Here is a 12,794-nt window from a genome sequence, read left to right on the forward strand (position 1 = left end):
GAAGATTGCCATGTCCCGCTTCATTTCGCCTCTGGTCGTCGCGCTCTTTGGAATGATCCTGTTCGGCGACGGCGCCTATATCCACGCCAAAGCCTGGCTCGCGCAGGTACTGCTGGAGCGCGCGTTCGAGCGGAGCGTGGCGACCGGCGAGACGGTCAAGCCGTGGTCATGGGCCGACACCTGGCCGGTCGCCCGGATCGAGGTGAAGCGGATCGGCGCAAGCGCTATCGTGCTGGAGGGCACGAGCGGTCAGGCGCTTGCTTTCGGACCCGGCCATGTCGAGCGGACGGCCGCTCCAGGCGAACGGGGCGTTGCCGTATATGCCGCACATCGCGACACGCATTTCCGCTTCCTGCGGAATGTTTCGGTCGGTGACGTCATCGAGATCACGCGCCGCGACGGCAAACATTTCCTCTATCGCGCGGATTCCTCGGCTGTGGTCCGTTTCGATGCAACCGGCATCGATCCCGCGACACGGGATTTTGAACTAGTGCTCTCGACCTGTTGGCCGTTCGATGCCGTCACATCAGGGCCCGAGCGCTACATCCTGCATGGCGTTCTGATTGGAGAGAATCAATAAGAGCGACACATCGCTCATTCCATCTTGCGGCATACCAGTTGGTTGCCACTGAGAAGAACTCGCCATAGAACAGAGGAACGCGCCGTCAAGAAGAACAACAGGTGAGGTCACGCCATGGAAGCTCAGGTCTCTGCTGCATCGGTTCCTGCCCGTCCGTGGTCGCCTTCACCCGATGCCAGCGACATCGTCAAGCGCATCCATGCCATGCTGCATCCCCGCAACATCGTGCTGGTGGGCGCGACCGACAAGCCCGGCAATTACGCCGAGCGCATCTGGAACAATCTGGTCAAATACGGCTACGAGGGCGGGCTCTATCCTGTCAATGCCAAGCGCGACACGATCTGGGGCGTGCCGTGCTACAAGGATTTTGCGAGCCTTCCCGAAAAGCCTGATCACGTGTTGGTGCTGGTGCCCGCGCGCTTTGCCGTACAGGTGATCCGCGACGCCGCTGCCGCCGGGGCGCGATCGGCCACCATTGTCACCTCCGGCTTCAGCGAATTGCAGGACGAGGAGAGCCAGAAGCTGGCCGCAGAGCTGCAGAAGGCGGCGCGCGAGACGGGACTCGCCGTCACCGGCCCGAATTGTCTCGGCAATTTGAGCGCCGGCGAAAAGCTCTTCACAAACATCGACGACCGCATCGTCACCATGGAACAGGGCGCGGTGGCGATCGCCGGCCAATCCGGCGCCATCGTGATGGCGATCCGGCAAGCGCTGGAGGATCGTGGCGTGGGCGTCGGCTACATGGTGACGACAGGCAACGAGACCGGGCTCGAGACGCCGGACCTGATGCGCTATTTCGCCGAGGATCCCAGCATCAGGGTGATCGTGGTCTATCTCGAAGGCGTGCGCAACACCAAGGCGTTTCGCGACGCCTGCAAGGCGGCGCGTGCGGCGAGCAAACCGGTGATCGCGCTCAAGCTCGGATCATCGGAAGGCGGCCGCGCCGCGGCGATGGCGCACACCGGCGCGCTGGCAGGCTCGATCGAGACGTTCGATGCCATCGCGACCCGCGAAGGCGTCATCCGCGTCAGCGGGCTCGACGAACTGATCGAGACCACCGAATGCTTCGTCCACGCCACCGTGCCCAAGGGCGACCGGCTCGCGGCGGTGACGCTGTCCGGCGGCAAGCGCGGCATGCTGATCGACGCCTTCTATGCACAAGGCCTGAACTTCGCTCCGCTGAGCCCGCATGTCAGCAGCGAGCTGGCCAACATGCTCGGACCGGGCTCGATCGTCGGCAATCCGCTCGACGCCGGCTTTGCCGCGGTGGTCGATCCCTCCGTCTACATGAAGTCGATCAAGCTGATGATCGACGATCCCGATATCGACATCGTCATCATCGATTCCGAGTTGCCCAAAGCGCCGCACGAGCAGCGCGAGCGCAATTTGCGGATGGTCAACGAGATGGCGAGCCGGGCCTCGAAACCCGTGATCTACATCAGCGCGATGTCGATCGGCTTTACCGAATTCACCAAGGGCCTGCGCAAGTCGCTGCCGCATCTGGCGGTGATGCAGGGCATGGACCGTGCCGTGACGGCCATCAAATCGCTGCTCGCCTATGCGAAGCTGCGGAAGGAGGTACCCGACATCGTCTCGAGCTCCAAGCCAGCCGCGCGCGCGGTGCTGGAGAAGGCGCTGAAATCGGCGAGCGGCGCCGCGCTCGACGAGGTCGCCTCGAAGAAACTGCTGAAGGCCTATGGCATCCCGATTTCGAAGGAGGGAATCGCGCAGACGGCGGCAGAAGCCGTGAAGATCGCCAAGCAGATCGGCTTTCCCGTGGTGGCCAAGGTCGTCAGCGCCGAAATCCTGCACAAATCCGATATCGGCGGCGTGGTGCTGAACCTCACCACCGCTGCAGAGGTGAAGAAGGCCTTTGCCGACATCACCGCACGGGTGGCCAGGTTGAAGGGCAAGCCGAAGCTCGACGGCATCCTGATCGCACAGCAGGTGAAGGCCGACCTCGAGCTCGTGGTCGGCGCCTCGCTCGATGCCGAGATGGGGCCGGTCGTGCTGTTCGGCACCGGCGGCGTCGATATCGAGCTGATGAAGGACGTGGCGCTATCAGGCGCGCCGCTGGACGAGGCCGAGGCGCGGCTGCTGATCGGCCGCACCAAGGCGGGTATCAAGATGCGCGGCTATCGCGGCAAGCCGGCGTTGCACGAGGTCTCCGCCGTGAAGGCGCTGGTCGGGCTCTCCAATCTGATCGCGGATGCCGGCGACCGGATCGCCTCGATCGACGTCAATCCGTTCCTGATCAACACCAAGACCGGTGTCGCCGTCGACGCGCTGATCGTGTTGAACAATGCTGCGGCAAAACGCGCGGCCAAGCATTGATGTCGTCTAGGGCGGATTAGCGCAGCGTAACTCGCCAATTTGCACGAATGCCGGCGTCAAGCGGCGGGTTACGCTTCGCTAACCCGCCCTACGTACCATTACTGCCTCCTTCCAACTTTCAGGCATTGACCGTAAACTCGACCTTATGGCACGCGCGAGCAATCTGGTGATTGGAACGACGACGCTGACGGTGATCGCCGTGGCGTTCGGCGGCGTGCTCGGCATGCAGAAATGGCGCACTATCCAGAGCCGCAGCCAGTTGCGCGTCGTGTTCGAAGGCGGCTCGGCGAGCGGCCTGCGCCGCGGCGGCCCGGTCAATTTCGACGGCGTTCCCGCCGGCCAGATTCTGTCGATCAAGCTGGAGAATCCGCGCAAGGTCGTGGCGCTGGTGTTGCTCGACAACACCGCGCCGATCCGCAAGGACACGGTGGCCGGCATCGAGTTCCAGGGGCTCACCGGTGTCGCCGCGGTCTCGCTGATCGGCGGCGCTCCGTCCGCACCCCCGGTGCCGCTGGACTCGGACGGCATTCCCGTGCTCACCGCCGATCTCAGCGACGCCGAATCCATCGTCGATACGCTGCATAGCGTCGATCGCTCGATCGTCAGCAACGCGCCGGCAATCAAGGAGGGCCTCCGCACGTTCGAAGACTACACCGCCAGCCTCAGGGGCAAGGGCGAGGAGATCGACACGGTGATGCTCAAGGTCGACAATGCGTTTGCGGGTTTCGACAAGGCGGTCACGAAAATCGAGGGCGTGGTGCCCGGCTTCATCGACGGCAAGACCGACGAGCTGTTCGAGAAGGTGAAGGCGCTGCACGAGCTCGCCGACACCATGAAGAAGAAATCGGCGAGCTTCCTCGAGGACACCCGCCGCTCCCTGCTCGACGTCAGCGAAGCCGCCAACAAGATGAGCGGAATACCAACGCCCGTGGCCGCCCCTCGCCCGCCACGCAAGCCGCCGCACCCCAAGCGGTAGAATTTACCAGGTGTAGCGCACGACGCCCTTGCCCGCGTAGGAGCGCGTGACGTTCGAGAATTCGCCCTCGAAGGTTGCCGCGGCGGACCAGCCGTTCATCCAGTTCATTTGCACCGACGCGGTCGTGAGCGCGGAATCGCGCGCCAGCGCGGCGCCGTTCACGACGAAGGCCGAGCCCGGCAGCGTCTGGAACACCGCACCGACCATGCGATCCGGATTGAAATCATGCGCCCAGGCCGCGCGACCGCGCAGCGTCACCACGCCGCCGGCCGCGGCAAAGGATTTGTCGGCGCGCAAGCCGAGCTCGGTCCGGGTGCTGGTCACGTCCTTGGCGGCATAGTTGAGCGCGAACGTGTTGTTGCCGACCACGGCGAATTCCTGATAGCTCGGCAGGCTGAACAAAGTGGCCTGCAGCGCGGCATAGGGTGTCAGGCCGATCCACGGCGTCGCCTGGCGATAACCGCCTTCGAGACGTCCCGAGACGGCGTTGGCGTTGAACCGGGCACGCAGCTGATCGGTGCCGGCCGCCGTGACGATGCGGTTGGTGGTGACATCCTGCCAGCCGTAGGCCAGCGCGGCCGTGAGGTAAGCGGGGCCGGCGTTGTGACGAACGAAGGCGCCGGCCTGGAACAGGTCGGAGTGGCCCCAGCCGAGACCATTGACGCCGAAACCGGTAGCGCCGCCGGCGAGCGCAAAGCCTGCGATTGTCGAGGGCGAGAAGCGATAGTCCAGACCGACCGCCGTGCCGTAGACGCTGCTGGTGGTGGTGCTCGAGCCGAGTGCCGCGTGGCCGTCGGTGGTCTGCGAGCCGCCGAAGCCGGCCGCCCAGACGTCCCAACGCTGCTCGAATGTCGGCGGCGCCGCCTTGCGATCAATCGAGGCAAACGCGTCGCTGGGCCGCCTGGCGGAGGCGGCGTAGGCATTCGCGCGGGTCTCGTCGGCGTAAGGGGCCGCACCCGGAGGACCGCTGCGCCCTGCGCCGAACACATCGGTCAACAGGCTCATGAACAGGTTCATCGCGTTGAATGTCGTCTGCTGCGATCCCGTTGCCGATTCACCCGAGGCCTGCGACAGGCCGGCGGGACCGAGGCCCGCGAACTCAGCCGGCAGGACGCCATTGGCGTTGAAAAAGTTCTGAAGCGTCGTCGCCACGTTCTGCTGGTTGACGTTGAGCGCGTATTTCGCACCATAGTCCAGCGTGAAATCGAGAAAGACCTGGCTCGAGCCGACGCTCGTCGTGCCGATCAGTCCGCCCGGCGCGGCAACGCCGGCAAAATTTCCGGTGGCGATGCCCGAGAAGTCCATGATCGCGTAGTGCTTCATCACCATGCTGCCGGCAGACAGCGAAATACCGACCGTCCCGTTCAGCGCGACATTGCCGCTGACGAGCGCGTGACTGGTGCTGGAGCCGCTGCCGACCTGCACGGCATAGACCGAGCCGGGCTGAAAGCTGAGATCGCCCTGAACCCGCATGCTTGAGCCCGGACTACCGTTACCCGGGGCGTAAATGCCGCCATTGGTGATGACAGTGTTGCCGATTATGCCGGCGCCATAGAGCGCAGCGCCCGCATTCACCGTGGTCAGGCTCGACTGCGAGATGCTGCCATCCACGCGCAGGCTGCCGCCATTGATGGTCGTCGTGCCGGTGTAGGTATTCGTGCCGGAGAGAACCAGCGTTCCGGTGCCGACCTTCTCGAGAGAGCCAGGCCCCGGGCCACAGCCGCAGGAATCGGCGATGACGCCGCTCACTTCGGTCGACAGATTGTTGCTGCCGACCACAAGCGTATTACCGATACCGATCACGTAGGTGCCGGAGCCTGCAATCGATCCGGCGCTCACGCGCCCGTCGCCGTTCGGACCGGTGCTGCCGGAAAAATCGACAATGCCGGTCCCATTCGTGATGAATTGCGCGTTGCCGCCCGTTGCGGCAACGAAAAACTGCGTCGTGCCGCCGTTGAGTGTCGTGATGGTGGCGTTTCCGGCGGTCGCGTTGCCGCCAAAGACCGTCGAGCCACCCGATCTATTGGTGATGCTGGCGTCGGCCGCCGTGGTTGAATCGCTGAAGATCGTCACGGCGCCCGTGCGGTTGGTGATCTTGGCGCTGCCCGCGCTGCTGTGTTCGAGAAATTCGATTCCGCCGCCGCTCTCGTTGGTGATCGTTGCAGATCCTGCCGTGGTCCGCGCAAAGAAGATCGTAGCTCCCGTGTTGTTCAAAATCGTCGCGTTGGCGGCCGTTGCGGTGTCGGTTCCGCGAAACGTGCCGAAGAACGTTTCGCCACCGTTGATGTTGGTGATCGTGATCGAGCTTGCGCCCGTGCTATTGAGGAAGGTGGTGGTGGCCGGGCCGAAGCTGCTGCCGTCATTCCGGATCGTGGATATCCCTGACGTGTTGGCATTGACGACGTTGAAATAGCCTTCGTTGACGACCGATCCAGTAAGGCCAGCGGTATGGGTGAGATCACCGAGTTGCAGCGTCGCGCACGAGCATATGGTGACAGAGACGGCATTCGTTCCCGTCAGAGCGAGCGTGCCGGAACCGAATAGGGACATCCCGCCGCCGCCGACGATGTTTGAGGCAATCACCGCCGAGGGAGCCGACGTGCCGGTGACGTCGCCCACATTGATGATCGTCCCGCCCACCGCCAGCCTGAGGTCCCCACCCTGGATTGTATAAATCGAATGATCGCCGGTGTTGGTGAACGTCAGGGCGCCGGTAAGCTGGACGCCGGTTGGCGCGACCGTCACCGTACCGCCGGTGGCCGGTGTCGATGTGGCGGAGGCGCCAAACACTGTGCTGGTCGCCACGGATGGATCGTAGACCGAACTCGTCGTCCCGGGATCGTTCGTCCAGTTCGTCGTGGTCGTTTCCCAAACGCCGCCTCCGCCGTTGACGGCGCCGTTGGGCGTGGTCTGCGATCCGTTGAAGAATTGCTGCGCGGCTGCGGGGCTCGTCGTCGCGGCCACGCTCAAGGCAAAGCCAAGCCAGACGGCCGCGCGAACCGCGGCGACGATCCGGCGCGGGCAATTCTGCCCCCTCAATGGCACCCCAGCCCGCAACGCTTGCCCCCTGACCCTTGGCGCTCCTAGCGGCGCCAGCCCCGGAACCTAGATCATGGGAATGGTCAGTAGAACTACGGGCGGCCCAGAATCCGCCCGTAAGGCTGCAACTCAGGCAGATTCGACACACGTTGTTGCAACCGCGCCACGTTTTGACACGTTCGGCTCTCAATCGGCGCATGCGACGGTGCGTCAGAATGGCCGATCGTGTGTACGGCCATTCACACCGGAAGCATACGCCCACGCCCTCGCCATGACGATTGAGAGATGATCGGGCGGCCGGAAGCCGTTACCCGTACACAAACGCCGCGTCATCGAGATCGGTCCTCGGGATCTCGTCCTTCTCGGTCCAATAATCCTGACTGTGCTGCCATTCCGGCTTGTCGCCGCGCTTGGGCAAGAGGTCCATGTTGCGCATGATGTAGCCGGGGTTGAAGTTCTCCGGATCGATCCAGGGCAGGATCGGCATGTTGTGATCTTCAGGCCGCAGCTTGACCTCGACCTTCTTTGCGCCTTTCGCCTTCATGTGGCCGAGCAGGCGGCAGACGAAATCCGCAACAAGGTCGACGCGAAGCGTCCAGCTCGCACGGAAATAGCCGAACACCCAGACCATGTTCGGCACGCCCGTGAACATCATGCCGCGATAGGTGACGGTGTCGCCGAACGCGAGCGGATTGCCGTCGATCTCGAAGGCGATATCGCCGAGCGCAGAGAGATTGAAGCCGGTCGCGGTGACGATGACATCGGCCTCGAGCAGCTTGCCGGATTTGAGCTGAATACCGTTCTCGACAAAGCACTCGATCTCGTCGGTGACCACGGAGGCCTTGCCGCTGGCGATGCCCTTGAACAGATCGGCATCAGGCACGAAGGCGATGCGCTGGCGCCACGGCCGATAGCTCGGCGTAAAGTGCTTTTCGACATCGTAGTCCGGACCGAGCACGGCACTGATCTGGCCGATCAGCTCCTTCTTCACCTGCTCGGGCTTGGAAAGGCAGAGCTTCGTGAACGCATCCTGCTCGAACAGGATCTTGCGGCGGACGATCTCGTGGATCCAGGCTTCATCCACCTGAAGCCGGCGCAGTTCCTCCGCGATCTCGATGGCGTTACGCCCCAGCCTGAAATAGGTCGGCGAGCGCTGCAGCATGGTGACATGCGCGCAGTCGTCGGCGATGTTCGGCACCAGCGTCGCCGCTGTCGCGCCCGAGCCGATTACGACGACCTTCTTGCCCTTGAGATCGAGATCGTCGGGCCAGGTCTGCGGATGGACGATACGCCCCTTGAAGCGGTCCATACCCTTCCATTCCGGCGTGTAGCCTTCCGAATGGCGATAATAGCCCTGGCACATCCAGAGGAAGTTGGCGCTGAACGTCTTGGTCTCGCCGGTGTCCGTCGTCACGGCCTCGATGGTCCAGAGATTCTGCTCGCTCGACCAGCTCGCCGAGACGATCTTGTGCTTGTACCGGATGTGGCGAGCGATATCGTTGTCGTCGATCACTTCGTTCATGTAGGCGAGGATTTCCTCGGCGGTTGCGATCGGCGGCCCGACCCAAGGCTTGAAGCTGTACCCGAAGGTATGGAGATCGCTGTCCGAGCGAATGCCGGGATAGCGATGCGTGCTCCAGGTGCCGCCGAACGTCGCCTGCGTTTCCAGGATGACATAGCTCGTGCCCGGGAGCTGCTTTTCGAGGTGATAGGCGCTGCCGATGCCGGAGATGCCGGCGCCGACGATCAGCACGTCGAAATGTTCAGAAGCCTGTTTGGCCGTGGCGTGACTGCGAACAGCGACATTCATTGTTGTTTCTGTGCCTTGTCTTGTTCAGGCCGCCTTGATGGCGACGCGTTTCCTCCGCGACGGTCATGTTCGCCCGCCGCGCTTCCCTCGCAAAATGACATAGATCAACTCGCGATCAAACTATAACGCCGCGCCCCAGCTCCGCGCGGTCTGCAAGAGCCAGTCACGGTACAGCGTGAGCGGCGTAACCCCGGTCAATCCGCCGCAGCCGGCAGCGCCATTCGGCCCGGTGGACCAGCTGATCACGCCGACAAGCACCGCGCCGTTCGATCTGTCCTCGAACACGGGGCCGCCGGAATCGCCGGTGCAGGCGCCGATTCCGTCGCGAATACCGTTGGTTACGGGATCAACCAGGCGGATCTGGAAGGTGCCGGGCTGTCCGGTGGCGACGAGACCGGCAACCCGCGTGGCGCCGCCGCTCTTGCCATCGCCGCGCACGGTGACGCCGATACCGGCGATGGTGAAACGGCTGCCGACCCGGATCGGAATAGTTGGCGCGCCGACCGGCACGGTCGATTTTCCCTTGAATGGAATTTGAAGTTGCAGCAATGCCACGTCGGCCGTGGCGCGATGTGCCTGCATCGCTTGCATGTTGAAGCCCGGATGGATCGCGACGGTGCGCACGTTCAGCAATTGCGGCTGACCATCGGCGCCGCGATCGACGATCTTGTAGTCGGCGCCGGGCTGCACGCAGTGAGCGACCGTCAGCACGATTTGCGGGGCGATCAGAGTGCCGCTGCAGAAATTGCCGCGCGAGCCCACGATGGTGACGACCGCGCGCGCGACGCCCTCCGTCTGAGGTGTACCGCCGCCGACGATGGCATGAGCGGGCACGGCAGGCAGCAGGGCTGCTGCGATGAGAAAAACGAACTTCTTCATGGGAACACGCTTCTATCGTCGGCCGGACTGGCCCTTGCGGATAGCGCATGCTAGCCCTCTTGGGAAGGAATTGACGAGGGCAGGACATTGGCGATTGAGGCTGTGATCTTTGATTTTGGCGGCGTGTTGACGAGCTCACCATTCGAAGCGTTTGCGCGATTCGAAACCGAGCGTGGTCTGCCCGTCGACATCATCAGGCGCACCAACGCGGCCAATCACCTGGAAAATGCCTGGGCCAAGTTCGAGCGCGCCGAAGTCGATATCGAGACGTTCGACCAGCTGTTCGCAGCGGAGTCGCTCGCGCTCGGCGCCGAAGTGCGCGGACGCGACGTGCTGCCGTTGCTCCAGGGCGACCTGCGCCCCGAGATGGTCGCCGCGCTGAAGCGCATCAAGGCAGAGTTCAAGACCGGCTGCATCACCAACAACCTTCCGGCCAATGCCATCGGCAGCATGACCGGGCGCTCGCTCTATGTCGCCGAGGTAATGGTGCTGTTCGATCACGTCATCGAATCCGCCAAGATCGGCCTGCGCAAGCCGGACCCACGCATTTACCAGCTGATGGTCGAGACGCTGAAGGTCGATCCGAAGAACTGCGTCTATCTCGACGATCTCGGCGTCAACCTGAAGCCTGCGCGGGACATGGGCATGACCACGATCAAGGTCACGACCGGCACGCAGGCGATCGCCGACCTCGAGGCGGCGACCGGGTTGAAGCTGGCATAGTCTATCACCCTCGTCATTGCGAGCGCAGATCGATCGCCCGATTACCTAGCTACTCCGCCGCGGCAGCGATCCGCTCGGGAAACGCGGCCGCCAGCGAGGCACGGTCGGGCTTCAGGACGCCGCGCTCGGTGATGAGGCCAGTCACGAGGCGCGCCGGCGTGACGTCGAAGGCATAATTCGCGACCGGTGAGCCCTCAGGCACGATCCGCACCGTCTCCAGCCGTCCATCCGCGGTGCGGCCGGTCATGTCGGTGACTTCCGCGCCGCTACGCTGCTCGATCGGAATATCGCGAATGCCGTCGCCAACCGCGAAGTCGATCGTGGGCGACGGCAGCGCGACATAGAACGGCACGCCATTGTCGTGCGCGGCGAGCGCTTTCAGATAGGTGCCGATCTTGTTGCAGACGTCGCCATTGGCGGCGACGCGGTCGGTGCCGACGATGGCGAGATCGACCATGCCGTGCTGCATCAGGTGCCCGCCGGTATTGTCAGGAATTACGGTGTGCGGCACGCCATGATGGCCGAGTTCCCAGGCGGTCAGCGAGGCGCCCTGATTGCGCGGACGCGTCTCGTCGACCCAGACATGGATCTTGATGCCGCGCTCATGCGCAAGATAAATCGGCGCGGTTGCGGTGCCCCAATCGACGGTGGCAAGCCACCCGGCATTGCAATGGGTCAGCACGTTGACCGTCTCGCCCGGCTTCTTCCTGGCCACGATCGCCTCGATCAGCGCAAAGCCGTTGGCGGCGATGCCGCGATTGATTTCGACGTCCTGCTCGACGATCTCGTCGGCGCGGGCGTAGGCCGCTTCGGCCCGTTCAACCGGATCGATCGGCGCAAGCGCCGCACGCATCTCCTCCAGCGCCCATTTCAGATTGATCGCGGTCGGCCGCGCCACGATCAGCGTGTCGTAAGCGCGCTTCAGGCCGGCGTCGGACGGGTCCGCACGCATCGCCAGCGCCATGCCGTAGGCCGCGGTCGCGCCGATGAGCGGTGCGCCGCGTACCAGCATGTCGCGGATCGCCACGGCGGCGTCTTGGCACGAGGTCAACTTCGCAATGATGAACTCATGCGGCAACCGGCGCTGGTCGATCGCGCCGACCGACCAGCCGTCGCGTTCGCGCCAGATGCTGCGAAAATGCTTGCCGTCGACCTTCATGGCATTCTGCCTTTTCGTTCTTCTTGCGTCTCAACCGCGCAAAATGCGCCCGGCCACCGCATCGAGCTTCTTCAAAAGCTCGGGATCGCGCGCCTCGGGCGCGGTGATCAGCGCGGTATCCAGCGCACGGTCCGAACCGATCGGGCACGGCTCGTGTTCCCGTGGAAAATCCTTCGCCAGCCGCGCCACCAGCGCCTTGGCCTTGTCAGCGTTCGAGGTGAGCACGCGGATGATGTCCTGCACCGTGACCGCGTCGTGATCCGGATGCCAGCAGTCGAAATCCGTCACCATCGCGACGGTCGCGTAGCAAATCTCGGCCTCGCGGGCGAGCTTGGCTTCGGGCATGTTGGTCATGCCGATCACGGAATAGCCCAGCGTCTTGTACGTCATGCTCTCCGCATAGGTGGAGAATTGCGGTCCCTCCATGCAGACATAGGTGCCGCCGCGCGCGATCGCGATCCCTTCGGCCTCGGCCGCCGCCGCCAGATGAATCCGCAGCCGCGGCGAGACCGGATGCGCCATCGAGACATGCGCGACGCAGCCTCTGCCGAAGAACGAGCTCTCGCGCTTGTGAGTGCGGTCGACGAACTGATCGACGAGAACGAAGGTGCCGGGCGGCAGCTCCTCCTTGAAGGAACCGCAGGCCGAGAGCGAGATCAGGTCGGTGACGCCGGCGCGCTTCAGCACATCGATATTGGCGCGATAGTTGATGTCGGAGGGTGACAGCCGATGCCCCTTGTCATGGCGCGGCAGGAACACGATCGGCAGACCTGCAATGGTGCCTCGCCGCACGGGCGCCGACGGCTCCCCCCAGGGGCTCCTGATCACCTCTTCGTGCGCGCCTTCGAGACCCGGCAAATCATAGATGCCGGAGCCACCGATGATGCCCAATACCGCCTGCGTCATACCTGCTTCACCCTGTCCGCCACGTGCGACATGGTTAAGCTATGCCAGTTTTGCGGCAGTTTTGGAACGGGGGGCGGGGTCCTGCCCGGAGGCAGCGGCGACCTGGCTAAGCCGCTTTCGCCAGCTTCAGCTGGGTCGCGACCATGCGTTCCAGGGTCTCGACGGACTGGAAATTCTCCGGCGTGATCTCCGACTGCGGAATGGTGAAGTCGAACTCGGCCTCGATGCCCAGCATCAGATTGACCATGTCCATCGAGGTCAGGCCGACATCGACGAGCTTGGCCTGCGGCGCGGCATCGGCGGCAAGCGAATTCTGCTCGAGGATGCCCTTCACCAGCTTGGTGATGCGATGACGCAAATCGGTATCGAAGGCCTGCATCGGCAAATT

General features: G+C 63.8%; 10 protein-coding genes. 4 read left to right on the plus strand and 6 right to left on the minus strand.

The window, feature by feature from the left end; translation table 11 throughout:
- The first annotated feature begins 10 nt into the window (after window positions 1–10).
- From X265_RS35075 to X265_RS35085, 3 genes are all read left to right on the plus strand, one after another.
- Entirely contained in the window at window positions 11–580 is a 570-nt protein-coding gene (locus tag X265_RS35075; protein ID WP_128968982.1) for a class GN sortase, read from the plus strand.
- Window positions 581–694: 114 nt separating this feature from the next.
- Window positions 695–2,914 (plus strand): acetate--CoA ligase family protein, encoded by a 2,220-nt coding sequence (locus tag X265_RS35080; RefSeq protein WP_128968983.1) that lies wholly within the window; start codon window positions 695–697, stop codon window positions 2,912–2,914.
- Between the two features lie 145 nt (window positions 2,915–3,059).
- Window positions 3,060–3,890, plus strand: coding sequence for an MlaD family protein (locus X265_RS35085; RefSeq protein ID WP_128968984.1), 831 nt, complete (start codon window positions 3,060–3,062; stop codon window positions 3,888–3,890).
- Between the two features lie 3 nt (window positions 3,891–3,893).
- Here X265_RS35085 and X265_RS35090 read toward each other — a convergent pair whose 3' ends face one another.
- The 3 genes from X265_RS35090 to X265_RS35100 form a co-directional block, all read right to left on the minus strand.
- Window positions 3,894–6,929: an autotransporter outer membrane beta-barrel domain-containing protein gene (locus X265_RS35090; protein WP_244659399.1), complete on the minus strand. Its 3,036-nt coding sequence runs from the start codon at window positions 6,927–6,929 to the stop codon at window positions 3,894–3,896.
- A gap of 307 nt (window positions 6,930–7,236) precedes the next feature.
- Window positions 7,237–8,739 (minus strand): flavin-containing monooxygenase, encoded by a 1,503-nt coding sequence (locus tag X265_RS35095; RefSeq protein ID WP_128968985.1) that lies wholly within the window; start codon window positions 8,737–8,739, stop codon window positions 7,237–7,239.
- A 120-nt stretch (window positions 8,740–8,859) separates the two neighbouring features.
- Window positions 8,860–9,618, minus strand: coding sequence for a S1 family peptidase (locus X265_RS35100; protein WP_128968986.1), 759 nt, complete (start codon window positions 9,616–9,618; stop codon window positions 8,860–8,862).
- 87 nt (window positions 9,619–9,705) lie between these two features.
- Here X265_RS35100 and X265_RS35105 point away from each other — a divergent pair, with 87 nt between their 5' ends.
- The gene (locus tag X265_RS35105; protein ID WP_164938948.1) at window positions 9,706–10,341 is read left to right on the plus strand and encodes an HAD-IA family hydrolase; all 636 of its coding nucleotides are present in this window, start codon (window positions 9,706–9,708) and stop codon (window positions 10,339–10,341) included.
- Window positions 10,342–10,390: 49 nt separating this feature from the next.
- Here the strand turns inward: X265_RS35105 and mtnA are convergent, their stop codons facing one another.
- The 3 genes from mtnA to X265_RS35120 form a co-directional block, all read right to left on the minus strand.
- Entirely contained in the window at window positions 10,391–11,500 is a 1,110-nt protein-coding gene (gene mtnA, locus X265_RS35110; protein WP_128968988.1) for an S-methyl-5-thioribose-1-phosphate isomerase, read from the minus strand.
- 30 nt (window positions 11,501–11,530) lie between these two features.
- Window positions 11,531–12,406 carry an S-methyl-5'-thioadenosine phosphorylase gene (locus tag X265_RS35115; RefSeq protein ID WP_128968989.1) on the minus strand — a complete coding sequence of 292 codons (876 nt, stop codon included), beginning with the start codon at window positions 12,404–12,406 and terminating at the stop codon, window positions 11,531–11,533.
- 106 nt (window positions 12,407–12,512) lie between these two features.
- Complete coding sequence (locus tag X265_RS35120) at window positions 12,513–12,785, minus strand: phosphopantetheine-binding protein (protein ID WP_128968990.1); 273 nt, start codon at window positions 12,783–12,785, stop codon at window positions 12,513–12,515.
- Window positions 12,786–12,794 lie beyond the last annotated feature (9 nt).

This window comes from Bradyrhizobium guangdongense (genome assembly GCF_004114975.1).
In the GTDB taxonomy this organism is placed as follows: Bacteria; Pseudomonadota; Alphaproteobacteria; order Rhizobiales; family Xanthobacteraceae; genus Bradyrhizobium; species Bradyrhizobium guangdongense.

Bases quoted from the DNA above. Each gene is read 5' to 3' on its own strand.
- X265_RS35080 (WP_128968983.1), top strand. From the start codon at position 695: ATGGAAGCTCAGGTCTCTGCTGCATCGGTTCCTGCCCGTCCGTGGTCG.
- X265_RS35085 (WP_128968984.1), top strand. From the start codon at position 3,060: ATGGCACGCGCGAGCAATCTGGTGATTGGAACGACGACGCTGACGGTG.
- X265_RS35075 (WP_128968982.1), top strand. From the start codon at position 11: ATGTCCCGCTTCATTTCGCCTCTGGTCGTCGCGCTCTTTGGAATGATC.
- X265_RS35120 (WP_128968990.1), bottom strand. From the start codon at position 12,785: ATGCAGGCCTTCGATACCGATTTGCGTCATCGCATCACCAAGCTGGTG.
- X265_RS35115 (WP_128968989.1), bottom strand. From the start codon at position 12,406: ATGACGCAGGCGGTATTGGGCATCATCGGTGGCTCCGGCATCTATGAT.
- mtnA (WP_128968988.1), bottom strand. From the start codon at position 11,500: ATGAAGGTCGACGGCAAGCATTTTCGCAGCATCTGGCGCGAACGCGAC.
- X265_RS35095 (WP_128968985.1), bottom strand. From the start codon at position 8,739: ATGAATGTCGCTGTTCGCAGTCACGCCACGGCCAAACAGGCTTCTGAA.
- X265_RS35100 (WP_128968986.1), bottom strand. From the start codon at position 9,618: ATGAAGAAGTTCGTTTTTCTCATCGCAGCAGCCCTGCTGCCTGCCGTG.